The organism is Labilibaculum euxinicum (assembly GCF_009795715.1).
Classification (GTDB): domain Bacteria; phylum Bacteroidota; class Bacteroidia; order Bacteroidales; family Marinifilaceae; genus Labilibaculum; species Labilibaculum euxinus.
This window is the reverse complement of the sequence record NZ_WTCR01000004.1, coordinates 117,310-142,191: the sequence shown is the minus strand read 5'-3', so window position 1 is coordinate 142,191 and position 24,882 is coordinate 117,310. Positions and strand designations below refer to the sequence as shown.

Genomic DNA, 24,882 nt, shown 5'->3' with positions numbered 1-24,882 from the left:
ATCCTTTTTATCGATTTTTCAAAAAGAATAGTTTTCCTTACAATTAAGTTGTAAGCCCTTTTTTGCGGGTAATCAGATAAATAAGAGCCTATTGTTATGTTCAATGTGAAGAAAATGGCACATTTGACACTTGTTTTATCATACCTATTGCAATATTTTTACTTGTGTAGTGAAGGTTTAAATTCCTTCAATTTTCATATTTGACTTGATAAGTTTCAGCTCTTTTTAAGTTTTAAGTATGGTTTTAGTTGTTAGTAATTAAAAGAGGGGCTTTGCCCCTTTTTTATATCACCATAAGTATTCTCTCCTAAATAATTTATTAATTCTTCATTTTAAGTGATGAATCATTCTGTTAATTGACAGGGTATTTATAATTTTGTTGCACTTCACTGTTTTTATAGCCAAAGAAAGATTTTCATGACACATATATATTCTCTGAACAGATTGTTTATTATTCTTATTTTTCTTGTAAGTCATTTTTTTGTGTCTGCACAAAATATTGATTTAGAAGATGATAGGTTAGTTTATGGATTGTCTCAACCCAATATCTGGGCAGATTCCATTCTGTCGACTTTAAGTGATGACGAGAGAATTGCTCAATTGTTTATGCTTGCAGCATATTCGAATAAAGGAGATGAAGAATCTGAGAGGATTGCCGGCTTAGTGAGTAAATATCAAATCGGAGGAATTATATTTTTTCAAGGAGAACCGGGTAAGCAAGCCGAGTTGACAAATAGGTATCAAGCTTTGGCAAAGGTTCCTCTTTGGATTGGAATGGATGCAGAGATTGGACTCGGATCCAGATTAAAACAAACGATAAGTTACCCAAGGCAAATTATGCTGGGTGCAATTCAGGATAATGAATTGATTTTTCAGTTGGGGAAACAGATTGGGAAAGAGTGTAACAGGCTTGGTGTTCATGTGAATTTCTCACCCGTAATGGATGTGAATAATAATCCTCGAAATCCGGTAATTAACAGCCGTTCCTTTGGCGAGGATCGTTACAATGTAACCAACAAATCGTACGCTTTTGCTTCAGGAATGCAGAAATCAGGAATTATTGCTGTAGGCAAACATTTTCCGGGTCACGGAGATACCGAAACCGATTCGCATTTTGATCTTCCTTTGGTAGATCATCCTATTGAAAGACTTGATTCTATTGAACTATTTCCTTTCCGTCGTTTAATAAATAATGGTTTGGGGGGGATTATGGTTTCTCATTTAAATGTACCGGCGCTTGATCCTTTGCAAAAAGTAGCGACACTTTCCCGCCCGATCGTTTCTCAATTGCTGAAAGGGGAAATGGGTTTTAAAGGTTTGGTATTTACGGATGCTTTAAATATGGAAGGCGTTCGTAAATTTTATCCGAAGGGTGTGGTTGATGCTAAAGCTTTGGTTGCGGGCAATGATGTTCTTCTTTTTACTGAAGACGTTGCAATAGCAATTAAAGAAATTAAATTGGCGCTAAAAAGCGGTGAGCTTTTCTGGGATGATATCAACGAGAAGTGTTTGAAAATTTTGAAAGCAAAGTATTGGCTCAATTTGAATGAGTACAAGCCAATTGATCAGAATAGACTGTGGTCTGGATTAAATACACAGCAAGGATTTATTTTAAGACGAAAGTTGACCGAGAAGGCAATTACATTGGTGAAAAATGATGAGCAGTTGTTGCCGTTAAAAAGATTAGATACCCTGAAAATTGCTTCTGTTGCTATGGGTGTCCCTATCCGAAACAGATTTCAGGAATATCTTGGCAGGTATGCAGATATAGATTTTTTTCAGATCGGGAAAAGTGCTTCGATTGAAAGTTATTATCAATTATTGAAAAAACTTGATAAATACAATTTGGTGATTGTAAGTAAGCACGACAATGATATGCGGGCATCAAAGAATTTTGGAATTACGAGTCAGACTATTGAGTTTCTTTCTGAGCTTTCAAAAAACAAGAAGGTGATTTTTGATCTGTTTGCAAACCCTTATGGATTGGATTTATATGAAGGGACTGATCGGCTAAAAGGGATTTTGGTTTCGTATGAGGATAATATTGAAACTCAGATGGCTTCTGCTCAAATAATTTTTGGAGGGTTGGCTTCTCAAGGGCACTTACCGGTTACGGTTAATGGACATTTTCCGGTTGGTACTGGTTTTGAAACCAAACACAACCGTCTGGGATTTTCTTTGCCCGAACAAGTTGAATTAAATACACTTAAATTGAATGTTATTGATTCGATAGTAAATGATGCCATTAAAAAAAAAGCAACCCCAGGCTGTCAAATCCTGGTAGCTAGAAAAGGAAAGGTTGTATTTCATAAATCATACGGTCATTATACCTACAAAGGAAAAGTAGAAGTTCGTAATCCTGATATTTACGATTTAGCATCACTTACAAAGATTACAGCTGCACTTCCGGCAATAATGCAGTTAAGTGACGAAGGGTGGATTAATGTGGATCATACATTGGGTGAGTATTTTTCAAAAGCCAAAGGCACCAATAAGGATACTCTTATTTTAAAGAAAATTTTAGCTCATGAAGCGAGATTGTTGAGTTATAAACCATTTCAATGGGAGGCTGTTGATTCGGCGAGCTTCGATGGAGATTTATTCAGTCGGAACTATTCGAAACGTTATAGTTTAAAAGTGGCTGATAAATTGTATCTGGATCGAAATTATAAATTTAGAGAGGGGATTTTTTCCAATCAAAGCTCTGAAGAATACCCGGTTCAAATTGCGGATAACCTTTTTATACATAAAGGTTATCACGATACGATAATCAATCAGATATTGGCAACCGAATTTAGAGAATCAAATGGTTATAAATACAGCGATCTTGGTTTTATAATGATGGGAGAGATGATTAAGGATATTTCCGGCGAAAGTTTGGATGGCTATGTGAAAAGACATTTGTACGACATGTTGGGAGCCTCCAGTCTGGGGTATCATCCTTTGAAACGCTTTAGTGCCGATCGGATTGTACCAACACAGGATGATAAGTTTTTTCGAAAACAATGGCTTAAAGCTTATGTGCACGATCCAACTGCAGCAATGCTTGGCGGCGTTTCGGGACATGCAGGAATGTTTGGTAATGCTGGCGATCTGGCAAAATTAGCTCAGATGTATCTTCAGGAAGGAACTTATGGCGGTGAAACCTACATAAGTGCTGAAACGATGAATCGATTTACTGGACGTGCCTACCCAAATTCAGAAAACAGAAGAGGAATTGGCTTTGATAAACCTTTTTACGATCCCGAAGAAAAAGGTGGTCCAACATGCAGTGAGGCTTCCGAATTAAGTTATGGACACACTGGTTTTACCGGCACTATGATTTGGATTGATCCCAAATATGATTTGCTGTATATTTTTCTGTCGAACCGAATTTGTCCTGATGAGTCGAATACCAAATTGATAGAAATGGATGTACGAACTAAAATTCAGGAACAAATATATAAATCAATAATTAGAGAGGAAAAAGTTGATCCTGAATTCATAAGCCTTCCTTTTTCACCATTTGGAAAAGGGATGTTTTATTAGTTCCACATTTAAAAATTTACTTTCATTTGTGACTTCCCGATCAATCCATTGTGGCAGTTCAAAGTTTTCATTTTCAGAGCTAAGCTCAATTTCGGCTACAATTAAACCCTTGTTGTCGCCTTCAAATACGTCTATTTCCCAGAATAAATTATTTTGAGGAATCACGAATCGTGTTTTTTCAATCTTCGAATCACAAAGAACTAAAAGATTCTGAGCATCTTTCATCGGAATTTCGTATTCAAATTCAGACCTGCTCAGCGGATTATTTCCGGTTTTAATGGTTAAAAAAGATTGATCTCCCGCAATTCTAATTCGTAAACTTTTATCCGGATCACTCCAAATGTATCCTTGAATAAGTTTCTTTCCCTCTTGAGGAAGATCCAGTAAATTTGATTTTATGAGGAATTTTCTTTCTATTTCTAGAGGCATATATTGCTGAGGTTTGTCTTATTTGTAAAATTTATTTCCAACGATTTTAAGTCCGTCGAGGGTTAACATTGGTTCATGATGATCGAAACTGTTAAGAATAGGAAGCATCACAGTGGCCAATCCACCAGTGGCAATTACAGTAGTTTTTCCTTCCATTTCCTTTTTCATTTCAGTCAGAAGTGATTCAACAAGACCTTTGTAACCGATTACAATACCAGCCTGCATTGCATGAACCGTATTTTTTCCAATGCAGGAGGGAGGAACAACCAAATCGACATTTGGTAATTGAGCTGTTTTTTGAGAAAGCGATGCCATGGCAGTTTTAAGCCCGGGAGCAATCGTCACTCCCAGCAAATTTCCATCTGCTTTTATCACAGTAAAAGTAAGAGCAGTACCAAAATCAACAACAATGCAATTGCCCGAATATTTGTTGTGAGCAGCAACGGCATTGGCAACCAAATCTGTTCCTATTTCATAAGGATTGCTTATTCCAATATCCAAGCGCGGATACAATTCCGGACCGAGAACTAAAGGCTCTTGGTTGAACAGTTTTCGAATCATCTCACGGATAGGAAGTATCAGCGAGGGAACTACACTGCTCAGAACTACCCGGTTAATCTCTTTCAAATCGATATTCCGACTCGCAAGTAAAGTTCTGTAAATGACTTCGTATTCATCAGATGTTTTGTTGGCAACTGTATGAATTCTAAATTGTTCGGCCCAATGATTATTGCTGGATAAACCGCAGACCACATTTGAATTTCCTATGTCGATGGCTAAAAGCATATGTTGGCTTGTATTTATTGCTTAAACTAAAGATAAAGATCGGCAAAAGCTTTAAAAAAAAGCCTGATTAACCCTGTTTTTTGTAATTCCATTTTTTAAGTACTCAATAATATTCTGACAGGCTTCCCGGCTCATTTCAATTCTGGTTTCGATTGTTGCAGTGCCAATATGTGGTACTACAAGAGCTGTTTTCTGCGTTAATAATTTTGGATGAATAATGGGTTCGTTCTCAAAAACATCCAGTGCGGCACCGGCAATTTCACCTTGTTCCAAAGCTATGGCCAAGTCAGCTTCATTAATAACTGCACCCCGGGATGTATTAATTAAAAAGGCCGTTTTTTTCATTTTCAGGAACTCCTTTTCATTTAATAAATGATGCGTTTCAGGGGTTAAGGGGCAGTGCAGGGAAATTACATCCGATTTTTCAAGCAGATCCGGCAAATGCATATAAACTGCATCCTTCCATTTAATCTCAGAAATGGGTTTTCTATTGTGATAAGCGATATTCATACCAAAAACCATTGCCTTTTCGGCAACCGATTTACCAATATTGCCCATGCCTACAATTCCTAAGGTCTTTCCTCGCAGTGTGCTTCCTAAATTTTTCATTACTCCCCATTCAAATTCGGGATTTGTTTTTAATCCATAATTGCACAACGAAATTTGTCTGCTCAGCGATAATAAAAGTCCCATACACAATTCGGCAGTTGGTTCGCAAACAGCTTCAGGAGTATTGCATACAATAATTTCTTGCTCATTTGCAGCATTCATATCGATATTATTAAAACCAACTCCGTAATTGCTGATAATTTTCAGATTTTTTCCAGCTTTTATTATATCTGCAGAGACTTCTCGGTTAAAAATAGACAGCAAACCAATACAGTGCGGAATCAGTTCAATTAATTCTTCTTTTGTGAAGAATTCCTTTTCGGGGTAAATCAAATCAAAATGAGTTTCCAATTCGGTAAGTCCCTCTTTTGGAATAGAATAGGTGATAAGTATTTTATTTTTCACAGAATTAACAGTATTAATTTTTATAGCCTAAAAGGTAGGGATTTAATAAAAATGAGCATTATTAAAAGCTTTGGAATTTAGCAAACTTTTTAATTGCTTATTTGATTTGTTGAGTTTCCTCCATTCTTTTATATTAATAGATTACTATAAACATATTTTGTAGCTTTGTGCAAGATTTGATACTTAACATTACTATTGCATGATTTTATTAGACAAACCTTACGTTTCCAAGTTTCTTAAAGAGACAATTGAAAAATATAATTTTCCAACTATGGATACGGGTAATGTTACCGAAAAGGGGGAGCTTGCATTGATTAGTTCAGAGCAGATTGTTCAACATTTTCGTGATAATACAAATAGTCGAATTTATACTAATTCCGAGAATTCTATCAATTGGGTACTGAACCATTTAAGTTTCACCAAACTACCTGAATACATTAATGTGTTTAAAAATAAAATTGAGTTCCGAAAATTGATTCAGGGAATGTATCCTGATTTCTATTATAAGGAAGTGCTCCTTAAAGATTTGGATAAAATTCAATTGGACGAATTACCAATGCCGTTTATAATTAAGCCGGCAGTAGGTTTTTTAAGTCTTGGAGTTCATAAGGTTGTAGATGAGAATGATTGGTCACGAGTGAAGCAATTAATTCGCAAGGAATTTACAAATGCTCAGGCTTTATTTCCTATTGAGGTAGTAAACGCATCTTCCTTTTTAATTGAGGAAGTAATTGCTGGAGAAGAGTTTGCTTTTGATGCTTATTTTGATGAGAATGGCGAAGCGGTTGTGTTGGGAGTATTAAAGCACCTTTTTGCTTCCGAAAAGGATGTCAGTGATCGGGTTTATTACACTTCAAAGGAATTGATTAGGGCATACCTTCCACAATTTAAGCAGTTTGTGCAGGATCTCGGAGAGCAGGTTGAATTGAAAAATTTTCCTGTTCACATCGAAGTTCGTGTGGATGAAGCGGGTAAATTAGTCCCTATTGAAGTGAATCCAATGAGGTTTGGTGGCTGGTGTACTACGGCAGATTTAACTTATTTGGCCACGAAATTGAATCCGTATCATTGTTTTTTAAGCAATATTAAACCCGATTGGAATCAGATCTTAAAAGAAATGGATGATGAGATTTATTCTTTGATTATTTTGGACAATTCGACTAAAATACCATCTGGTAAAATTACACATTTTGATTATGAAAAATTATTGACGCAATTTTGTAATCCACTGGAATTACGTAAAATTGATTATAAAATGTACTCTATTTTTGGGATGCTGTTTACCAAAACTCCAAAAGATAAGTTCCGTGAAATTGAAGAGATATTAGTTTCTGATTTATGTGATCTTGTCATTGAAGAGTCTCATTAAAATATCATTGCATCGATATGATTACCGATTTTATTATTCGTAGAGCCGAAACTTCAGATGCTCTTTGTATTGCGATGTTTAAAATTCAAGTTTGGCTTGATACCTATGCTGCGGGAGGAGTAAATAACGAATATGCGGAATATTTGGCTTCTGAAATTACCAAAGAAAAAACGGAAACTATACTTCGAAATCCAATTTTTGGTCGAGAAGGATTCGTGCTTAATTGCGTGTTCTCAACTGGATTACGATACTTCTTGTCCTGTAAAAGATATTACAGATCCAGAACTATCCGTATTATACGTGTCAAGACATTTTCATGGACAGGGAGTTGGTTATAAACTTTTGCTGCATGCTGAAAATGAGGTGAGAAAAAATAATGGTTCAGGTTTATGGCTCACTGCTTATTACAAAAACCAAAATGCTCTTGATTTTTATCATCGCCGGAATTATTTGGTGGCCGGCAAGTGCTTTTTCGAAATGGGTGAAAATCAATACGAAAATTGGGTGTTCTATAAAGAGATAGGAGCTTAGAAAAAGTGGAGAAATTAATCATTTTGGATTTTATTGATCCACTCGTCTTTAAGAATTGCATAAATTACATCATCAATCCATTCTCCATCTACAAAGATGCTTTTTATAAAATGAGCTTCTTTTCGAAAGTCTAAACGTTCAAGCATAGCTATCGATTTTATATTTGCCGGATCGACCGAAGCAGTAATACGATGTTTGTTTAAATCAGTAAAAAGAAATTTAATTACTTCTGATAAAGCTTCGTTAGCAAAGCCTTTTCCATGATAAGATTTTGCCAGGGTACAACCCAATTCGACCTGTTTTTTGTTTTCATCTAAAAAGTGAATTCCAATATCACCAATCACTTTCTGATCTTCTCTGCAGATAATTACGAATTGATGCCATGTGTCAATCTGGTCGATGCTTTTGGAAACTTTATTGTTGATGAAATCATAAACATCATCAATGTTTTTTGGGATCCAGCCTTGGTACTGATTGGTCTTAGCATCTGAACGATAATCAAATACTTCTTTAGCATGTTTATTTTGGATTGTTTGTAGGCATAATCTTTTAGAGTGTAATTCCATAATAAATCTATTTGTTTCGAATACAGGAAAGATATTTTTTCTGGGTGGATTTTACAAATATGAGTTTAAATCTTATAAATTTGTTTTTTTATATAAAATAGATGATTGGAATTACAGCTTAAATTTGTCATATTCAGGTGCATATTATACCCTTAAGGATAAATAATTAGCAATTTGTTGAGAATAATTCCGTACATTGCAGAACCTTTAAGAAATGATCAGATAGTAGTATTAATTATCGTGTTTATTTTTTGAAGGATTATAATGAATTTCGAATCTTAAAAAAGCTATGGCAAGACCAAAAGAAACTTACAACAAAAAAGAGAAAGAGAAGCAAAAACTCCAGAAAAGAAAAGAAAAAGAAGCGCGTAAAGAAGAACGTAAATCCAGTCCAGGTCGTACTTTCGAAGAAATGCTTGCCTATACAGATGAGTTTGGCAATTTGAGTGATACGCCACCAGATCCAACCAAAAAGAAGAAAGAGATTAACGAAGAAGACATTGTTCTTGGTGCACGAAATAGTGATGACGGTAATTTTGAACAACCTTTAAGAGAGGGTATTGTATCTTTTTTCAATACTAGTAAAGGATATGGATTTATTAAGGATTTAGAAACCAAGGAGAGTATTTTTGTGCATATCAATGGTCTTGTAGATTCAGTAAGTGAAAATGATAAAGTTAACTTTGAAACTGAGCGTGGTCCTAAAGGGATGAATGCTGTAAATGTTACTTTAGTTAAAAAATAAACAGCCTTTTCGGTTGTTACAATTTTAAGAAATAAAAAACCACCCCAAAAGGGTGGTTTTTTATTTTGTATGAAAGTAATATGAACTAGTCGATTACTCTTACATTTACTGCGTTCATACCTTTTCTTCCTTTTTCCATATCGTACTCAACTTTATCGTTTTCACGAATTTCGTCGATAAGACCCGATGAGTGTACGAAGATGTCTTCACTTGAATCTGCTGGTTTAATGAATCCAAAACCTTTAGATTCGTTAAAGAATTTTACTGTTCCTTCCATTGTAATGTTTTTTAAAATAATAAGATGTTTGTTTAAAGTCTGTATTCTTATTTAATTGCCAGTAACAGTTCTATTATTTTTATTCCTAAATGGAATGAATAGTAATAAATGATATTGAAATTATTATTTAATAAGACTTTCGAACAAAACAAATATAAAAAAAACAATTTTTCAATCCAAAAATAACCGGCAAAGTTTTGAGTTCTGTAATGATACTTGTTGTGAGGTGATTATGGATTTAGTTTGGTTGGATTTTCACAGTTTGGTTTATGTAGATTATTCGGGAGAAGGAGTGAGTTGATATGGAGAAGAGATGGTATTTATTCTTGCTGAGTTAATTCTATAGCATAGAAATGCAAAGCTGATATTTATAAAGAAGAGCTATTTAGACGTATTTACCGATTTACAGACACAAAAAAAACCATCCTGTTGGATGGTTTTCTATTTTGTATAAAAGTAATACGAATTAGTCGATAACTCTTACGTTAACGGCATTCATACCTTTTTTTCCACGTTCTGAATCGTACTCAACTTTATCGTTTTCACGAATTTCGTCAATAAGACCTGTTGAATGTACAAAGATGTCTTCACTTGAATCGTCTGGTTTAATGAATCCAAAACCTTTAGATTCGTTAAAGAATTTTACTGTTCCTTCCATTGTAATGTTTTTTAAAAATAATAAATTAAACGTTTAAAGACTCTAATTTAGTAATTAACAGTAACAAACCTATTATTTTTATTCAAAAAGAAACAAATAGTAATGAATGATATTGAAATTATTGGTGGAGATAAATCTCCCTTAGTACTTTTAAACACTGCAAATTTATATAAAACTTTTATTCTATCCTAACTTCAGGCAAAATAGTTTTAGTTTGTGGCCTATAATTAACGAATATATCTTTTAAATAATCATATACTTGTATAATGTGTCTGATTATTAGCCATATATGTGTTTGTTTGAAAAAAGATGTTTGTTAAATTAGTTGTGTTTAGATACGAGAAATCTGTATTATTATTTATCCAGTTCACCAAATACTCTTTTTAAGAGATCATTAACCCTCTTTAAAGGGTCTTTTCTGATTAGTTTTTCTTCATCTGCAACTTTAAGAAATAAAGCACTAAGCGCTTTTTCGGTCACATATGCATCAAGCTTGGTATTTATTGGCTCTAAACTGGCTAACTTTCCGGCAAAGCTTCCGGCCACCGCATTGTAATTTTTGGTTAATAAACTCCACGATTCATTCGTAGATAAATTTGCAACCAGTTTTTTATCTAAGGACGCCTTTACTTTGGGCATAAACAGCTCCTGTAGTTTATTTTGAGTTTTGTTTTGAAGATATATGGTTGCCGCATTATTCCCTCCTTTAAGAATACCGAATGCATCTGCAATTGTCATTTCTGTAATAGCAGAAACAAATATTGGTGTTGCTTCAGAAACCGCATCTTCAGCAGCACGGTTAAGTCTAAGAACTACTTTATCTACTAATTCTGCACCTCCTGGTATCAGATTGATGTTCTTTGTAATGCTTTGTGCCTCCGGAGGCAGCAATATTTTAATTAACTCGTCTTTGTAGAAACCATCCTTCTTGGATAGCAGGCTTGACGCATTCTTACTGCCAATTTTTAATGCCTCTTTTAATCCGGAACTTACTTCAGTGCTGGATAAAGGTTTTGGTTGTGAGAGTGCATACTGATCCATGAAAGGCTGCAGCTCAGCGCAAGAAGCAATTAGGAAATAAATTAATAGGATTGAGATCGTCTTATTCATAAATTGTTGCTTTAATGAAGCTGTTTGTTTTTAAACGCAACAAGGTATCAAAAAATGATAGGAAATTCAATAATAAAAGCCTGCAGAAAATTATGCAGGCTTTACAATTTATAGTTGTATTTACTCAGTTATTGCTTTCATAAAATCTTCCACATCCCCAGGGGTGCTCATTATTCTCATAAATGTTCCCATAGTTAGTTCCGGCCAATACAAGGCAAAACGATATTTACCATGCAGCATACTTGCCTCTTTTCCTTGCAGGATAATTTCATATGGCATGGCAGCAATATGATCTTCTCCAATTATTGGAAGGAATTGATTTTCCCCATCTTCAGGATCTAATAAACCAATTCCAAACACGGCTATGTTTTTGTCTTCAAATACTTGTTCGTAAATTAAATTGGCATTTCCTTTTTTTGCTTTTAAATTTTTACGGATAGTTGTTAGTCCTGCTTCGAATGATTCGAACTCACTTAAATCAACAGGATCACTGAAATATGGCATCATCATTTTGTAATGATACTTTTTTAGTGAACTTTCTTTTACTTCTCCGCCAAATGGAGCGAATTCATCACCTATTGCTGATAAGGATTTTTTCACATCAGAAGTAATCTTTGAAAGTAAAGGTTTGTCCGTTTCGTAGTTACTTAAATAGGCGCAAAAAACATAGTCTGGGTTAAGCATACTTACTATAGTGCTTTCTCCTTTTTTAACCAAACCTATTTTAAGCACACTGGCCAAAGTACCTCTGTCTGCTGATTTTAGACACAATTCCCTTAGATCATTTCGCGTGAAACAAATTACGTAGAGTTCTTGGCTGGCTTCAGGCTGGTATTCTCCTATTATTGAAAATTGATTTGTTTCAAGATTTTGTTTTATGCTTGAAATCAGTAAACTGATATCCGTTTGTGTTGTTCCGGCTTTAAAGAACGGAGACATTTTATTTTCTTGTGCAATGCTAATCTGGATCCAGGCAAAGCAAATCAGAATTAGGACTATTTTCTTCATAGTAATATTAGTTTGTAGTTATTAAGATGTTTAGAACTCCTAATATATAAATATGAAAATAGATAGACTATATTATAGGAATTGTTTTCTGTCTGAATTTTTTGGACTAAAGGCATTTGCGATCCGAAGCTTCAATCAATACAGCACTTTTTATTCTATTTTAAATGATTGTAAATTGTGGTATTATTAATTTTGCGGCGTCGAATCTTTTCCTGAAATTTGATTTTCTTTCCAAAAGGAAGTAGGAAGCGGATATTTAAACTGAATGATATGAAAAAGACCATGTAAAAAGTGTTGCATACAGGAGAATGAGTGTAATTTGGGAGTTATATCTGACCTTAATCAAAAAATTATAAACAGATGAAATGGATTTTATTGCTGGCGAGTTGGACTAAAGAGGAGAAGAAAAGATTTTCATCCGATAAGGAAGCAATTCATGAGTTTGCCAACTGGCTTTCTCATGGGCTGGGATTGATTTTTGGTATTCCGGCAGGCTTGTGGTTGTTAAGTATAGCCTACGAAACGCAGAATATTTACGGATTTACAGCATGCTTACTCTTTGTGGCCGCATTTAATTTGCTCTATGCTTCATCAACTGTTTACCATTATATGGTAGGAAGTCCAAATCGTAAATTGTTTCGAAAGTTCGATCATATCAGCATTTTCTTTATGATAGCAGGAACTTATACGCCTTTTCTGGTTATTTATTTGAATAATCAGGTTGGCAGACTTTATTTGATGATTTTGTGGGGATTGGTAGTTGTTGGAATATTTTATAAAATATTTTTGCTGGGCAGATACCGCTGGATCTCTCTCATGTTATACATATTTATGGGCTGGATTCTGTTTTTTAATTTCTCTGCATTTAGTTCATCTCTGCCTGCTTTGTGTTTGCAGTGGATAATTGCAGGTGGCATCTTTTATATGTTGGGTGTGGTTTTTTACATGTGGAGAAAGTTGCCGTTCAATCATTTTATATGGCATTTATTTGTGTTTGCAGGTAGTATTTCTCACTTTATTGCAGTGTATTATTGCATTATATAGCAGAGGCTGACTCAAAATAAGAAGGGGCATCTTTGATATACAGATGTTTCTATTTTTTGAATCAAAAAATGGTTTGTGCTTGAGACAGCCTCAGGATAATTTTATTTCTGTTGCTAACAAATTCTGCAGTTCTTAACATACCAGGAAACAGAATGCTCATTGTTGTCAACCAATTCTTTTATAATTTTTCGATCATCCCAAACAGCACAACAAGAGGTTGATTGATTTAGGGCCTTAGTCAATTTTGACCAACGATCCATGATTTCCATGGTTAGAAAACTTTCGTACTCTTTGAATACTTCGATAGCACATGAACCACAAAAATGTAATTGATCTTCAAGCGGTTTAAGATTTTCATTTTTTGTAAAAATGTGTTCGCCTACCTTAAAAAATTCATTCTCTTTTAATTGAAGAGTTAATTTTAAATCAATTGTAGTCATAGGTTTGGAGATTAGGGGTTGCTTCTTTTTTTCTCTATTTAAATATTTATGGTTTTTCTTTTATAGTCTGATAATCTGCTGATTCTAATGCACAATTAAAAATACGCAATTTTGAAGTCCCGAAAAAATAAAAAATCATTAAGGATAGAATTCTTTATTTAGATCAAAAAAAAAAAGCTCCCCGAAGGAAGCTTTACGTTCTGATGTTTTTTTGATTTTTTATTAGTCTATTTTTTGCAGTTGAACAGTGAAATGTCTCATAATTGGAGCTTCGTCAATAATTTTAAACCCATGTTTAATTTCATTTCTTCGATCATAAACATTTTTCAGAGCTACTGCAACAACATCCATATGGTTGTTGGTATAGGTTCTTCTGGGAATTGCCAAACGCAGCAACTCTAAGGCAGGATAACGGTTTTCTCTGGTTTCAGGATCTCTATCCGCTAAAATTGCACCAATTTCAACCCCGCGAATTCCTGCTTCCAAGTACAATTCACAACCTAACGTTTGTGCCTGATACTCTTCTTTTGGTATGTGAGCTAAGATTTTTTTGGCGTCAACAAAAATTGCATGTCCTCCAATTGGTTTTTGGAACGGGACACCAAATTCCTCTAATCGGCCACCTAAATATTCTACTTGCTTAATGCGTGTTTCAAGATATTCAAATTCAGTTCCTTCATCAAGGCCTTGTGCCAGTGCATTCATATCACGTCCCGACATACCTCCGTAGGTAACATATCCTTCAAACATGATATTGTAGGTAGATGCTTGTTTCCAAAGGTTTGCATCTTTCATCCCAATGAATCCACCCATGTTTACAATTGCATCTTTTTTGGAACTCATCGTTGCCATATCGGCATAAGTATACATCTCTTTAACAATCTCTTTAATTGTTTTATCCTGATATCCTTCTTCACGAGTTTTAATGAAGTAAGCGTTTTCGGCAAAACGAGCGGAGTCAAAACACACAGGAATTTCATATTTTTCGGCCAATTTTTTAACTGCTTTCATATTAGCCATTGAAACAGGCTGACCACCCGAAGTATTGCAGGTAACAGTCACAATAATCATTGGAACTTGTTCTTTTGGATAAGTAGAAAGAACCGATTCAAGCTTAATAAGGTCAAGGTTTCCTTTAAAAGGATGATCGATTACTGTATCAAAAGCTTCATCAATTGTACAATCAACAGCTTTTGCTTTTCTAAATTCAATGTGTCCTTTTGTTGTGTCAAAATGTGAGTTTCCCGGAACAATATTGCCTTCTTTAACCAATACCGAGAATAATACATTTTCTGCAGCCCGGCCTTGGTGAGTAGGTAGAAAATGATCAAATCCCATGATGTTTTTAATAGCTTCCTTCATTTTGTAGTAGGAGCGTGCACCAGCATAACTTTCATCTCCCAGCATCATTGCCGACCATTGTTTATCACTCATTGCACCTGTACCGGAATCGGTAAGCAAGTCAATAAATACCTGATCGCTTTTTAGATTAAAAAGGTTGTAATTAGCCTCTTTAAGCCATTGTTCCCTTTCTTCGCGAGTACTTCTTTTGATGGTTTCAACCATCTTGATTTTATATGATTCTGCGAATGGTAATTTCATAATGTTTCGTTGTTTGTTTTATTGTGGTATATAGCTGTGTAATTATCTATAGGATATAATTCTCCCATATCAATTATGTGCTCTTTGATAAATGTATACGTAAAAATTTGAGGTAGGATGCCTCAGGCGAATCTAGAAGTGAAACTCGTCTCTGTTTTTAATATTAAGGTAGACCTTGTGTGTCAGTTTTGGAAGTTGATATTTTGTTTCCATAGTTTCTGATTTTCTACTTCTGCCAAAAATAGAATAAATTCTGCTGAATAAAAAGGGAGACAGGACATTTTATGCAAACGTTTGTTTTTGAGAGCAGTTTGTTAGAGCTCCAAAAACTCACAATTTTTAACCTAAATGAACAGCATTATTCTTTTTATAAAGAAATAATTTCAACAAATTTGCATGTGCCGTATTTAGTTGGCATTTTTCTTATTCAATAAGATTTTCCATTAGCCATTTAACTATTTAAAGAAGTAAAGATCATTGCCCTATGATTCGAGTTTTTTTTGTTTTGCTAATTTTGCTTCAGTCATTAATTTCTTTTTCTCAACGAAATGTTAAGAAAGATTTTGTTTTTCCTGACAAAATAAAATTGGATAAATCTGCTTATAGATTGAAGCAAAATAAGGCTGATTCAATCAAGTATTGTTCCAATGATACTGTTTTAAACGGACTCGTTGATCCTTTGCACCATATAGATAATGTGGGTTTTCGATTTATCGTTCGTGAATTGGAAATGAATTATTCAAAAAAGAAACATCAGACTGATTCTGTGCAGGATGCAGTAAATACTTTATTACAATACGTAAAAAATGATAGTATTCGGGATATGGTTTACTACCTGAAGAAATACATTGAAACACGAAAGACTGAAGAAGCACTCCGAAAAGTAAAAAAACAAATGAAGTTGGAGAAGGTGTTGAGTTACCAGCCGGAATTATTAAAACCTGATGAGATGGATACAGATACAGATGATTCTTGGAAGGCTCATGCATTGGAGGAGTTGTTTGAGTATGTTGAAAATGATCCGGTTCATCAATGGATCAGGGAAATCAGCAGAGATTCGGTTCTGTTAGGCGTGAAAAATTATCAGAACGATTCAATTAAATTCTGGATTAATAATGGGAAACAGGATTTTAAACGTTTTTGGTTGAAGAAAAACAAAAGGGACTCTATTGGGATATGGGTTCAGAATACCAAAGATCGATCGGTTCGTATTCTTGTTGATGACGATGTATACCAGCAGTCAGTTCAGAAATCGAAAATGAGAGGAACGAGGGTGAAACTGGAAGAGAAAATTTCAAGCGATCAGTATAGTTTAGCGAAACTAGGTAAGTACAAACGCTATTCGCAAAAATGGAAATTGGGTGCTACTATTGGATTCTATTTTAATCAAGGTCATGTAAGTGATAGTTGGGCCGGAGGAGGCGAAAGTTCAATTGCTACCATATCAACTATAGATGCATTCGCAAACTACAAAAACGGAAATCATACCTGGGACAATAAATTAGCTGTTAAGTATGGTCTTTTAAAGTCGGGAGACAATGGATTTCGAAAAAATGAGGATCGTATTGAATTTGAGACGAAGTATGGTCAAAAGGCTGTTAGGAAATGGTATTATTCAGCACTGTTTAATCTGAAAACCCAGGCAGTAAGAGGATATACATACCCAAATAATGCTGAAAAAATATTAAAATCATCTTTTTTTGCACCTGCTTACATTATCGCATCGATTGGTATGGACTATAAACCAAGTAAAAAATTGTCAGTCTTATTGTCTCCGGTAGCAGCAAAATATACAATTGTAAGAGACACAAGTAATATTGATCAAACGGCCTATGGAGTAGATGCCGATAAAAAAGTTAAAAAAGAAGTCGGATCATATGTTAATGTCTACCACAAGTTTGTATTTTGGGATGAAATGAGTGTTGAAAATAAACTGACCTTATATTCTAATTACTCGGATAAGCCTAAGAATATTGATGTGGACTGGGAGATGATTCTGGTAATGCCAATTAATCAATACATATCTACAAAATTATCAACTCATTTGATATCAGATGATGATACAGGTTCAAAAGTCCAGTTCAAAGAAAATCTTGAAGTGGGAATCAGCTATCGCTTTTAGGGAAGTAATGTACTGGCAATTAATTTTTTTTATTGATATAAAAGATGTTTTAAAACCTTTTTTACTTACTATAAAAAATACTAATTTTCTGATCTAAATTTAAAGTATAAATCGATGAGTTTAATTTATAGAGTACCTGGTGTTGGAAAGATTGAGATTGACACATTAGTTGTTGATTCGAATGGAACATTAACGGTTAAAGGTGAAATTGTTTCTGGTGTGATTGAAAGAATACAGCGTTTGCAATCCTTTGGAGTAAATGTTGTGATGATTTCTTCTGATCAAAGAGGAAACGCACGTGAATTATCTGATTCTACCGGAATTACCTACTACGAAGCTAATAACTCGAGAGAAAAAGAAGATATATTGCTTTCATTAGGAAGTAACAAGGTTGCTGCAATTGGAAATGCTCGTATTGATATTGGGCTGTTTGTGCAGTCGGTTGTTTCTATTGCTACATTGCAGGGCGAAGGAATTCATAAAGATGTGATTGATCATGTGGATGTAATTGTTCCATCTATTAATGATGCCTTAGACTTCTTTTTGGATGAAGACACATTTATAGCAACCATGAAACGCTAATTGTTTCGTGCTAAAACATTTAGAATCTCCTTATGGGAGATTTTTTTTTGTTTTGCTGAAAATATGGGGTGCTTTTTGCAAAAATGATATTTATATGGATATGTTTTTATTAATTGTTTCAATTGTTGCGATAGTTTTTGGAATCTATTGGTATTTTATTCATACTCCTGATTATACAGGATATATTTCGGTTGATGGTGGAGAATTAAAAAAATACAGCAAAGCTGAAGAATTATTTGCTTTAACTCAAAGTCCTGTTGATGATATTTGGATAGTAGATACCCGGGAGGAAGAATATTTTCTATTGGGACACATTCCCACTGCTCTTAATTATCCTTTTGATGAAATTGAAAATAGATATTCTGAAATACCATTGGGAACCAAACTGATTTTTTACTGCGATTTAACATTGAAATCTCAAAATGTCATCAACTTTTTAGAGGAAAAGGGACATACCCAAATGCTGAATTGGGGCAAATACAAATACTGGACTTATCCTGAAATTGTAGAGGAAGATATATTTGTTTAAAGTAAATTTTGATAGATGTTAAGGTTTTCATCATCGAAAATGCAAAAAATAATTTTGCGAATGGATTTTAGCTGTTTCGCTTCTTCCTTAATTGTTTTAATTGCTATCTCTGCGGCATCTTTTTTCGGGAAACCATAAACTCCAGTGCTGATATTCGGAAATGCAATGCTTTCTAAATTTAAATTTTCGGCCAATCGGATGCTGTTTTTGTAGCAATTCTTGAGGAGTTGTTTTTCATTGCAATTTCCTCCTTTCCAAATTGGGCCAACAGTATGAATAACATGCTTTGCCGGAAGAAGGTATCCTTTTGTTATTTTTGCTTCTCCCGTTGGACAACCATTTAATTTTTTACATTCTTGTAACAATTCAGATCCTGCTGCTCGATGAATAGCTCCATCAACACCACCTCCGCCAAGTAGACTTTCATTAGCTGCATTCACAATTGCATCAACATGTAATTTGGTCAGATCTGATTTTTCAATTAAAATTTCCATAATTGCAGCGGCTTATCGTTTAAATCATGTTTTTTTAGCGTATAATTTCCAAAACAGGCTTTCAATTTTTAAATTTAGAGATTAGCTTAAAATTAATAATTCAAATTCATTATAAAAAATGACCCCGAAATCGATTGCAATTCATTGATTGTGAAATTGTTTGTTCGAGATTGAAAAAATATTTTTACTTTAGCCGAGCTAGCCAAGCAAATTGATTGAAATATATTAAATTGACAATTATGAAAAGAGTATTAGTTGCAACCGGAGGTGGTGATTGCCCAGGGTTGAATGCTGTAATTCGCGCCGTTGTGAAACGTGCAGCTCAGGAAAAAGATTGGGAAGTAGTAGGAAGTATTCAGTCTTTCGATGGAATATTGAAAGAACCAACTGAAATAAAAATATTAGATGATGCTGCTGTAAAAGGAATCCACTACCAAGGTGGTACAATAATTGGAACTACCACAAAGGGTGGTCCATTTGCTTGGCCGGTTAAAAATAAAGATGGCTCTTGGGGTTCTGCCGATCGTTCAGACGAAATGATTCGCAAATTACAATACTTGGGAATCGATGCAGTAATTAGTATTGGTGGTGATGGTTCTCAGAAAATTTCACAAGCTCTTTACGAAAAAGGATTGAACATTATTGGGGTACCTAAAACCATTGATAATGACCTTTCTGCAACAGATTTTACTTTCGGTTACCAAACTGCAGTACAGATTTGTACTGAAGCTGTTGATAAATTAAAAACTACTGCGGCATCTCATAACCGTGTTTTTATTTTGGAAGCTATGGGACGTGATGCGGGATGGATTGCTTTAAGTGCTGCTATTGCTGGTGGTGCAGAAGCTTGTTTGATTCCGGAGGTTCCTTACGATATTAAAAAAGTAAAGGAAAAATTAGATACTCGTTTCCTAAAAGGAAAAGGTTTTGGTATTATCGTTGTTGCTGAAGGTGCTATGCCTATAGGTGGTGCTGCTTTAGCTGCTGAAAGTACTGAAGTTGGAAATCCTAACCTGAAATTAAGCGGTGCTGCTGATCGTTTGTTGGTTGAATTGAAAGAAGCTGGTGTTGAAGCTGATATTCGTACCACAGTATTAGGTCACTTGCAACGTGGTGGTATTCCTTTGGCTTACGATCGTGTTTTAGCAACTCAATTTGGTGTTAAGGCATTCGAGATGGTGTTGGAAGGAAAATTCGGTCAAATGGTGGCGTATCGTCATCCTGAGGTTGTTGGTGTTCCTCTTCCGGAAGCTATCGGAAAACAAAATCTTGTTGATCCAAAAGCTAATTTGGTTAAAACTGCAAAAGGTGTTGGTATCTGTTTCGGAGACTAATTCTTTTGCTAAGATATATAACCGGAGTCCTTATGGATTCCGGTTTTTTTATGCTTTAAGAGTTTTAATTACTCAGAAAAACCGATGTTTCCACTTTGGTTTTGGAATCATACATTGGTTTTTTTTACCAAACCAATTGTATCGGTTTCTTGAAATTAGATTGTATACCCAATCGGTAATTATTCTTGGTACGAACTTAAAGAAGTACAATGCTCTCCAAGGATAAATTAAATGTTTCGTTAGTTCTAAAACGGCGGAGCTTTTTGTGTAAATCTGCTTGTTTTCGATGAAGATTATGGTGCTAAGTTCTTCATTGGTAAGTTTGTATTGAACCAGTAAATCTCTGGCAAAGTCAGACTGAAGTGATGCAAAATGAAGATTTTCTTTTCTGTTACAGGCAAGTAAAAATCGAACGGAAGTAGTACATAAATTGCAAACCCCATCGAAAAGTACGATAGGGTCTGAATAATTTTGATCTGATTTGATATGTTGCATATAACTATTCCTAAAACAGTTTGCAAGACAAATTGTTCATCCCTTAATAGATAAAATTAAAAATAAATCCAACACAAAGAATTCCTGCAGCAACTATTCCTACAAATGCCAATATCAAAGGCATTTTTAATACCTTTTTAAGGATAATAATTTCGGGCAAGGACAAACCAATTACCGACATCATAAAGGCAAGTGAAGTTCCCAGCGAAGCTCCTTTTTCGATTAAAACGCTCACAATTGGAATGATGCCTGCTGCATTTGAATACATGGGAATCCCGATAAGAATAGATAAAGGAACAGAGTACCATGCTGATTTTCCCATTAGTGCAGCCATGTAATCTTCAGGAACGTAACCATGCGCCGCCGCGCCAATTGCAACACCAATAACTATGTAGAGCCAAATTTTACCGACAATTTCTTTAACTGTATCCAAACCAACCTTAATACGATGCGAAAAGTTCATTTTGGTTTCATCTGTACTTGTTTGTCCTGTTTTTACTTCAAAAACCCAGGCTTGTATATATTTTTCAAGCTTTAAAACTCCTATCAGATAGCCGGCAAAAACCGCGATCAATAAACCTGTTAGTGTGTAGATAATTGCAGTTTTCCATCCAAATAAACCAACCAGCATAATAAGCGCTATTTCATTTACCATTGGTGCGGCAATCAAGAAACTGAAGGTAACGCCTAAAGGTACGCCTGCCTCCACAAATCCCAGAAATAAAGGAATTGCAGAACAAGAGCAGAAAGGAGTCAAGATACCAAGCAATGCTGCCAGAATATTTCCCATGAAAGTGGATTTTCCAGCCAAAGCGTTTCTGGTTTTTTCAGGTGAGAAATAGCTGCGGATAATACCTACACCAAAAATAATGAGGACTAATAACAGGAGAACCTTAGGAACTTCGAAAATAAAGAAGCGCAAGGTTTCTGAAAGGTGCGTGCCTTTTTGCATCTGAAAAACGGTATCGATTAAAAAATCGGATATATTTTGCAGATTGGCATACAATAAATACCATACGGGAAGTAAAAGAAAAGCCAGAAGAAGTTGCTTTCTATTTGTGATTTGTATTGATTTAATCATAGTGATTGATAGCCTTTAAGCAATAAAAAAGATGTAAGTGAAATAGAGACCGGATAGAATGAAAATGACAGCAGCCACTTTTCTAAACCAATACTCGAAACTTTTAACCTTGTTGTAAAAACTGCCTACACCCGATAGTGTGAAAGCAAGCAGATAAGCAATTATTATAACCGGAAGACCGGTTGCAATGGCATAGACTATTGGGAGAAACAATCCATCGGGTTGAGAAATGCTTAAAGGAATTAACATTCCGAAGTACAAAATGCCGCTATAAGGGCAGAATGCCAGTGCAAAAACAATACCTAAGAGCAATGCTCCCCAGTAGCTTCCTTTAATTTTTTCACCGTTAATTTTATTCGTTAGTTTTCCAACTCCTGGAAAATTGATCGAAATTATATCGAGCATAAATATTCCAACCAGAATTAAAATCGGACCCAATAATCGTTCTCCATAGGCGTTGAAGAATGAGGATATGTTAAATTTACTGGCCCCAAAATACAAAATGATGCCCAAAACAGTATAGCTAACAGCTCTGCCAAGTGTGTAAATCAGACCACTGATAAAAATCTTTTTCCTGTTCCCCAAATTCTTACTGATATATGCAGTTGCAGTAATATTTGTGGCCAAAGGACATGGACTAATTGCAGTCATAAGGCCAAGCAGGAATGCTGAAAGAACAGGTAAGTTGCTTTGGGATAAAAGTTGATCTAAATATTCCATTTTGCAATTGTTTCTGAAAATAAAAACGGCAATATATCTTAATCACATCACAATTTATATTGCCGTGTGTCATCAATATTTCTTCAATCAAGTCAATATTGAATAGAAATTACATATCGGCTTTTAAGGTAGATTCCAGTTTTTCAACGTAAGCTTTGGTGTCGTTAATAGCAGTACGGAATGCAAAATTGGTTAAGTTTTCAATTTCACCTGATTTGCTGTGCTTAATGAAAAGGGAAGAGCCCGATGCCTGAAATTCTTTAGCCAAAGCTTCATTTCCTTCTTCATCCAGATTAATATCGAAGAATTTTGCATTCATTTTTTCTGCAATCTCCTTTGCTTTTTCGCCTACAGCTTTACACGTTTTGCATTTTCTGTCGCCATGAAAATAATAGATACCTGCGTTTTCAACGTTTTGCGTGGTTAATTTACTTTCTGCAGATTTTTCACATTTACTGCAATCATTAGTGCAGGCAACTTTGGTTTCTGCTTTTGCAGTTTCTTTTTTTGTATTCGATTGACAAGAAGTAAAGCTAATACCAATTGCCAGTAGACTATATAATGCCAGGTTTTTCATTTTATAAATGTTTATGCGTTTTGAATAAATTCTTTGATTTCAGATACTGAAGGGACTTTTCCGCTCACTACCACTTTTTCGTTGATAACAAGAGCCGGAGTTGACATCACACCATAAGATAGAATCTTTACCATATCATCCACTTTCGTGATGTTTGCATCAATTGCAAGTTCTTCTACTGCTTTTTTGGCTGCTTCGGCTAATGTGACGCATTTTTTACAGCCCGGACCTAATACTTTAATTTCCATAATAATATTTTGTTTGTGTTAATCGTAATTTGCTTTGAAGAGAGCGGGAGAGGAGATTGAGTCTGAAATCTCATATCCGGTATCTCACATCTATTACTTGAAAAATTCTTTAAATAATTTTTGAGCCATAGCCCAATTTTCTTTGTTCAGGCAGTATTTAATTTTAGGAGGGGTAATTTCACCCTGAATTAAACCTGCATTTTTTAGTTCTTTTAAATGCTGAGAAAGGGTTGATCTGGCAATGGGAACTTCCTCTGCCAAATCGCCACTGTAGCAGCAGGTTTGTTTCGAAAGTAAATCGCAAATGTAAATGCGCACAGGATGCGACAAGGCTTTGGCAAATCGGGCCAATTGTTTTTCATCGGTGGAATAGAACTCTTTTACTTCCATATGTTTCGTATTTCGTAAAACTACGAAACGAAGGTAAAGGGAAATTTTAAAAGAGCAAAATTTTGATGGGAGAAATTAATGTTTATCTGTTGTTTTTTTTGTCACAGTACTATAATATGTAGAAAATGATTCCAATTGGTTGAATTCATATTTCTGTTGGAGTTTTTGGTATTCCTGATGTAAATTTTAAATATCTATCGGATTTTTTTATATCCCTGATGCTTAAATTGATTCTCCTGATTGTTAAAATTGACTACTGATTCGTATAAATGTGCTTCTGATATTTAAATTATATTCCTGATGTAAATTAGGTCAGCAGATTTAGGCTTTTTAGCTAGTTATTTATTTCAGTTAACTTGTTATTCCTTTTGTTTTTACTTCTTATATACTCACTCGAATATCTCTTTTGTTTTTCTTTGTCGTCCCAGAAAGCATATTTCCCGTAGGCACGAATTTCGTCAACCAATTGTTTCAGATAGGTGTAGGCTTTGTCGCGAAGCTGTTTTTCCGGTCTTTTTTTGCTGTTTTTCACCCCATTAACCCGGTTCATTAGTTCGTGCAGCTCATGCGACAGTTGTTTCGAGCGGTCAATTTTAGTCGTATCAAATAGAATCGTGGCCAAAGGTTCTGGATATTGTTTGGCAAATGCATAGTAGTCGCTCATGTCCTGAATCAAATTCATATGACCACTGCCTCTCAATATATTTTGCAGTTTTTTCAGAATATCCGGGTGGTTTCTGTAGGCAAACTTAAAATCGAACTTTAATTCCCTATGCAATTGGCTGGCTTCATTAATTTTTGCTTCCCATTCTTTGTTGCTGGTTAAGGCTGATTGATAAACTGCAGTCCATATTGATTGCCGTTCTTGTAAAAATTTAGCTCTCAAAGGAAGCTCATTAATTGAATCTTCGCTTACCCCTTTTGCCAAAAGCTCTGCTTTGTCTTCTATTGCATTTTGGTGAAGTATTCCGGCCTCGCCAATGGTAATATCTACAGGAATAGTTGGTGAAATAATCTTGTTTTCAGAAATTTCAAGAACCAATTCATAAATTGTTTTTGTCGTTGTCACGTTTGCCATTTATTAAATTTTTTTCGGGTTGAATTATCAATTGGCTTGTTAAATAAAACATTTTGGTTTTTGAAATTAGAAAAGATATGTTAAAAACAAAAGCTTGTGCCAATAAATTATAGCTTTTTATGATC

The 24,882-nt window shown here is 34.8% G+C and carries 27 protein-coding genes; 9 read left to right on the top strand and 18 right to left on the bottom strand.

Annotated elements, in window-relative coordinates; all coding sequences use genetic code 11:
* Window positions 1-417: 417 nt before the first annotated feature.
* Window positions 418-3,528 (top strand): glycoside hydrolase family 3 N-terminal domain-containing protein, encoded by a 3,111-nt coding sequence (locus GQR60_RS06185; RefSeq protein ID WP_124992102.1) that lies wholly within the window; start codon window positions 418-420, stop codon window positions 3,526-3,528.
* Here GQR60_RS06185 and GQR60_RS06180 read toward each other — a convergent pair.
* Genes GQR60_RS06180 through GQR60_RS06170 form a run of 3 tightly spaced genes read right to left on the bottom strand, consistent with a single transcriptional unit; the run spans window position 3,499 to window position 5,757 of the window.
* Window positions 3,499-3,957, bottom strand: a complete 459-nt coding sequence (locus GQR60_RS06180; RefSeq protein ID WP_124992101.1) for a CYTH domain-containing protein — start codon at window positions 3,955-3,957, stop codon at window positions 3,499-3,501. The two genes, GQR60_RS06185 and GQR60_RS06180, sit on opposite strands and share 30 nt — an antisense overlap.
* 18 nt (window positions 3,958-3,975) lie before the next feature.
* A complete protein-coding gene (locus tag GQR60_RS06175; RefSeq protein WP_124992100.1) occupies window positions 3,976-4,743 on the bottom strand; it encodes a type III pantothenate kinase in 768 nt (255 codons plus the stop codon).
* Between the two features lie 51 nt (window positions 4,744-4,794).
* Entirely contained in the window at window positions 4,795-5,757 is a 963-nt protein-coding gene (locus tag GQR60_RS06170; RefSeq protein WP_124992099.1) for an NAD(P)-dependent oxidoreductase, read from the bottom strand.
* 199 nt (window positions 5,758-5,956) lie between these two features.
* On the opposite strand from GQR60_RS06170, the gene GQR60_RS06165 reads away from it, so the two are divergent.
* Together GQR60_RS06165 and GQR60_RS06160 are read left to right on the top strand one after the other, a co-directional pair.
* Window positions 5,957-7,126 carry an ATP-grasp domain-containing protein gene (locus tag GQR60_RS06165; protein ID WP_124992098.1) on the top strand — a complete coding sequence of 390 codons (1,170 nt, stop codon included), beginning with the start codon at window positions 5,957-5,959 and terminating at the stop codon, window positions 7,124-7,126.
* 132 nt (window positions 7,127-7,258) lie between these two features.
* On the top strand, window positions 7,259-7,657 hold the full coding sequence (locus GQR60_RS06160; protein ID WP_124992097.1) for a GNAT family N-acetyltransferase: 399 nt from the start codon (window positions 7,259-7,261) through the stop codon (window positions 7,655-7,657).
* 14 nt (window positions 7,658-7,671) lie between these two features.
* On the opposite strand, the gene GQR60_RS06155 is transcribed toward GQR60_RS06160, so the two are convergent.
* A complete protein-coding gene (locus GQR60_RS06155; RefSeq protein WP_124992096.1) occupies window positions 7,672-8,223 on the bottom strand; it encodes a GNAT family N-acetyltransferase in 552 nt (183 codons plus the stop codon).
* Between the two features lie 289 nt (window positions 8,224-8,512).
* Between GQR60_RS06155 and GQR60_RS06150 the strand changes: the two genes are divergently transcribed.
* The gene (locus GQR60_RS06150) at window positions 8,513-8,968 is read left to right on the top strand and encodes a cold-shock protein (protein ID WP_124992095.1); all 456 of its coding nucleotides are present in this window, start codon (window positions 8,513-8,515) and stop codon (window positions 8,966-8,968) included.
* Between the two features lie 85 nt (window positions 8,969-9,053).
* Here GQR60_RS06150 and GQR60_RS06145 read toward each other — a convergent pair whose 3' ends face one another.
* From GQR60_RS06145 to GQR60_RS06130, 4 genes are all read right to left on the bottom strand, one after another.
* The gene (locus tag GQR60_RS06145; protein ID WP_101260024.1) at window positions 9,054-9,245 is read right to left on the bottom strand and encodes a cold-shock protein; all 192 of its coding nucleotides are present in this window, start codon (window positions 9,243-9,245) and stop codon (window positions 9,054-9,056) included.
* A gap of 466 nt (window positions 9,246-9,711) precedes the next feature.
* Window positions 9,712-9,903: a cold-shock protein gene (locus GQR60_RS06140; RefSeq protein ID WP_101260022.1), complete on the bottom strand. Its 192-nt coding sequence runs from the start codon at window positions 9,901-9,903 to the stop codon at window positions 9,712-9,714.
* Window positions 9,904-10,257: 354 nt separating this feature from the next.
* The gene (locus GQR60_RS06135) at window positions 10,258-11,013 is read right to left on the bottom strand and encodes a DUF4197 domain-containing protein (protein ID WP_124992094.1); all 756 of its coding nucleotides are present in this window, start codon (window positions 11,011-11,013) and stop codon (window positions 10,258-10,260) included.
* Window positions 11,014-11,133: 120 nt separating this feature from the next.
* Window positions 11,134-12,021 carry a hypothetical protein gene (locus tag GQR60_RS06130; RefSeq protein ID WP_124992093.1) on the bottom strand — a complete coding sequence of 296 codons (888 nt, stop codon included), beginning with the start codon at window positions 12,019-12,021 and terminating at the stop codon, window positions 11,134-11,136.
* Window positions 12,022-12,381: 360 nt separating this feature from the next.
* Here GQR60_RS06130 and trhA point away from each other — a divergent pair, with 360 nt between their 5' ends.
* Window positions 12,382-13,065, top strand: coding sequence for a PAQR family membrane homeostasis protein TrhA (gene trhA / locus GQR60_RS06125; protein ID WP_124992092.1), 684 nt, complete (start codon window positions 12,382-12,384; stop codon window positions 13,063-13,065).
* A gap of 113 nt (window positions 13,066-13,178) precedes the next feature.
* Here the strand turns inward: trhA and GQR60_RS06120 are convergent, their stop codons facing one another.
* Window positions 13,179-13,505, bottom strand: coding sequence for a hypothetical protein (locus GQR60_RS06120; protein WP_101309332.1), 327 nt, complete (start codon window positions 13,503-13,505; stop codon window positions 13,179-13,181).
* Window positions 13,506-13,727: 222 nt separating this feature from the next.
* Window positions 13,728-15,107: a tryptophanase gene (locus GQR60_RS06115; protein WP_124992091.1), complete on the bottom strand. Its 1,380-nt coding sequence runs from the start codon at window positions 15,105-15,107 to the stop codon at window positions 13,728-13,730.
* A 484-nt stretch (window positions 15,108-15,591) separates the two neighbouring features.
* Here GQR60_RS06115 and GQR60_RS06110 point away from each other — a divergent pair, with 484 nt between their 5' ends.
* The 3 genes from GQR60_RS06110 (at window position 15,592) to GQR60_RS06100 (ending at window position 18,340) form a co-directional block, all read left to right on the top strand.
* Complete coding sequence (locus GQR60_RS06110; protein ID WP_124992090.1) at window positions 15,592-17,229, top strand: DUF3078 domain-containing protein; 1,638 nt, start codon at window positions 15,592-15,594, stop codon at window positions 17,227-17,229.
* 114 nt (window positions 17,230-17,343) lie between these two features.
* Entirely contained in the window at window positions 17,344-17,811 is a 468-nt protein-coding gene (locus tag GQR60_RS06105) for an HAD family hydrolase (protein ID WP_101309329.1), read from the top strand.
* 94 nt (window positions 17,812-17,905) lie between these two features.
* Window positions 17,906-18,340, top strand: a complete 435-nt coding sequence (locus GQR60_RS06100) for a rhodanese-like domain-containing protein (RefSeq protein ID WP_124992089.1) — start codon at window positions 17,906-17,908, stop codon at window positions 18,338-18,340.
* Here GQR60_RS06100 and GQR60_RS06095 read toward each other — a convergent pair.
* Window positions 18,337-18,834, bottom strand: coding sequence for an O-acetyl-ADP-ribose deacetylase (locus GQR60_RS06095; protein WP_124992088.1), 498 nt, complete (start codon window positions 18,832-18,834; stop codon window positions 18,337-18,339). The two genes, GQR60_RS06100 and GQR60_RS06095, sit on opposite strands and share 4 nt — an antisense overlap.
* 239 nt (window positions 18,835-19,073) lie before the next feature.
* On the opposite strand from GQR60_RS06095, the gene GQR60_RS06090 reads away from it, so the two are divergent.
* The gene (locus GQR60_RS06090; protein WP_124992087.1) at window positions 19,074-20,168 is read left to right on the top strand and encodes a 6-phosphofructokinase; all 1,095 of its coding nucleotides are present in this window, start codon (window positions 19,074-19,076) and stop codon (window positions 20,166-20,168) included.
* A 72-nt stretch (window positions 20,169-20,240) separates the two neighbouring features.
* Here the strand turns inward: GQR60_RS06090 and GQR60_RS06085 are convergent, their stop codons facing one another.
* From GQR60_RS06085 to GQR60_RS06055, 7 genes are all read right to left on the bottom strand, one after another.
* A complete protein-coding gene (locus GQR60_RS06085; protein ID WP_124992086.1) occupies window positions 20,241-20,663 on the bottom strand; it encodes a thiol-disulfide oxidoreductase DCC family protein in 423 nt (140 codons plus the stop codon).
* Window positions 20,664-20,706: 43 nt separating this feature from the next.
* A complete protein-coding gene (locus GQR60_RS06080) occupies window positions 20,707-21,744 on the bottom strand; it encodes a permease (RefSeq protein ID WP_124992085.1) in 1,038 nt (345 codons plus the stop codon).
* 15 nt (window positions 21,745-21,759) lie between these two features.
* The gene (locus GQR60_RS06075) at window positions 21,760-22,464 is read right to left on the bottom strand and encodes an aromatic aminobenezylarsenical efflux permease ArsG family transporter (RefSeq protein ID WP_124992084.1); all 705 of its coding nucleotides are present in this window, start codon (window positions 22,462-22,464) and stop codon (window positions 21,760-21,762) included.
* Between the two features lie 109 nt (window positions 22,465-22,573).
* Window positions 22,574-23,041, bottom strand: a complete 468-nt coding sequence (locus GQR60_RS06070) for a nitrophenyl compound nitroreductase subunit ArsF family protein (RefSeq protein WP_124992083.1) — start codon at window positions 23,039-23,041, stop codon at window positions 22,574-22,576.
* Window positions 23,042-23,052: 11 nt separating this feature from the next.
* Window positions 23,053-23,289 carry a thioredoxin family protein gene (locus GQR60_RS06065; RefSeq protein WP_124992082.1) on the bottom strand — a complete coding sequence of 79 codons (237 nt, stop codon included), beginning with the start codon at window positions 23,287-23,289 and terminating at the stop codon, window positions 23,053-23,055.
* 93 nt (window positions 23,290-23,382) lie between these two features.
* Window positions 23,383-23,679, bottom strand: coding sequence for an ArsR/SmtB family transcription factor (locus tag GQR60_RS06060; protein WP_124992081.1), 297 nt, complete (start codon window positions 23,677-23,679; stop codon window positions 23,383-23,385).
* A 334-nt stretch (window positions 23,680-24,013) separates the two neighbouring features.
* Window positions 24,014-24,757, bottom strand: coding sequence for a hypothetical protein (locus GQR60_RS06055; RefSeq protein WP_124992080.1), 744 nt, complete (start codon window positions 24,755-24,757; stop codon window positions 24,014-24,016).
* Window positions 24,758-24,882 lie beyond the last annotated feature (125 nt).

Coding starts and splice junctions, on each gene's coding strand:
- GQR60_RS06185 (WP_124992102.1), top strand. CDS start 418: ATGACACATATATATTCTCTGAACAGATTGTTTATTATTCTTATTTTT.
- GQR60_RS06115 (WP_124992091.1), bottom strand. CDS start 15,107: ATGAAATTACCATTCGCAGAATCATATAAAATCAAGATGGTTGAAACC.
- GQR60_RS06180 (WP_124992101.1), bottom strand. CDS start 3,957: ATGCCTCTAGAAATAGAAAGAAAATTCCTCATAAAATCAAATTTACTG.
- GQR60_RS06155 (WP_124992096.1), bottom strand. CDS start 8,223: ATGGAATTACACTCTAAAAGATTATGCCTACAAACAATCCAAAATAAA.
- GQR60_RS06120 (WP_101309332.1), bottom strand. CDS start 13,505: ATGACTACAATTGATTTAAAATTAACTCTTCAATTAAAAGAGAATGAA.
- GQR60_RS06065 (WP_124992082.1), bottom strand. CDS start 23,289: ATGGAAATTAAAGTATTAGGTCCGGGCTGTAAAAAATGCGTCACATTA.
- GQR60_RS06090 (WP_124992087.1), top strand. CDS start 19,074: ATGAAAAGAGTATTAGTTGCAACCGGAGGTGGTGATTGCCCAGGGTTG.
- GQR60_RS06140 (WP_101260022.1), bottom strand. CDS start 9,903: ATGGAAGGAACAGTAAAATTCTTTAACGAATCTAAAGGTTTTGGATTC.
- GQR60_RS06100 (WP_124992089.1), top strand. CDS start 17,906: ATGGATATGTTTTTATTAATTGTTTCAATTGTTGCGATAGTTTTTGGA.
- GQR60_RS06135 (WP_124992094.1), bottom strand. CDS start 11,013: ATGAATAAGACGATCTCAATCCTATTAATTTATTTCCTAATTGCTTCT.
- GQR60_RS06165 (WP_124992098.1), top strand. CDS start 5,957: ATGATTTTATTAGACAAACCTTACGTTTCCAAGTTTCTTAAAGAGACA.
- GQR60_RS06055 (WP_124992080.1), bottom strand. CDS start 24,757: ATGGCAAACGTGACAACGACAAAAACAATTTATGAATTGGTTCTTGAA.
- GQR60_RS06175 (WP_124992100.1), bottom strand. CDS start 4,743: ATGCTTTTAGCCATCGACATAGGAAATTCAAATGTGGTCTGCGGTTTA.
- GQR60_RS06150 (WP_124992095.1), top strand. CDS start 8,513: ATGGCAAGACCAAAAGAAACTTACAACAAAAAAGAGAAAGAGAAGCAA.
- GQR60_RS06070 (WP_124992083.1), bottom strand. CDS start 23,041: ATGAAAAACCTGGCATTATATAGTCTACTGGCAATTGGTATTAGCTTT.
- GQR60_RS06075 (WP_124992084.1), bottom strand. CDS start 22,464: ATGGAATATTTAGATCAACTTTTATCCCAAAGCAACTTACCTGTTCTT.
- GQR60_RS06060 (WP_124992081.1), bottom strand. CDS start 23,679: ATGGAAGTAAAAGAGTTCTATTCCACCGATGAAAAACAATTGGCCCGA.
- trhA (WP_124992092.1), top strand. CDS start 12,382: ATGAAATGGATTTTATTGCTGGCGAGTTGGACTAAAGAGGAGAAGAAA.
- GQR60_RS06145 (WP_101260024.1), bottom strand. CDS start 9,245: ATGGAAGGAACAGTAAAATTCTTTAACGAATCTAAAGGTTTTGGATTC.
- GQR60_RS06085 (WP_124992086.1), bottom strand. CDS start 20,663: ATGCAACATATCAAATCAGATCAAAATTATTCAGACCCTATCGTACTT.
- GQR60_RS06160 (WP_124992097.1), top strand. CDS start 7,259: ATGCGGAATATTTGGCTTCTGAAATTACCAAAGAAAAAACGGAAACTA.
- GQR60_RS06130 (WP_124992093.1), bottom strand. CDS start 12,021: ATGAAGAAAATAGTCCTAATTCTGATTTGCTTTGCCTGGATCCAGATT.
- GQR60_RS06080 (WP_124992085.1), bottom strand. CDS start 21,744: ATGATTAAATCAATACAAATCACAAATAGAAAGCAACTTCTTCTGGCT.
- GQR60_RS06110 (WP_124992090.1), top strand. CDS start 15,592: ATGATTCGAGTTTTTTTTGTTTTGCTAATTTTGCTTCAGTCATTAATT.
- GQR60_RS06105 (WP_101309329.1), top strand. CDS start 17,344: ATGAGTTTAATTTATAGAGTACCTGGTGTTGGAAAGATTGAGATTGAC.
- GQR60_RS06095 (WP_124992088.1), bottom strand. CDS start 18,834: ATGGAAATTTTAATTGAAAAATCAGATCTGACCAAATTACATGTTGAT.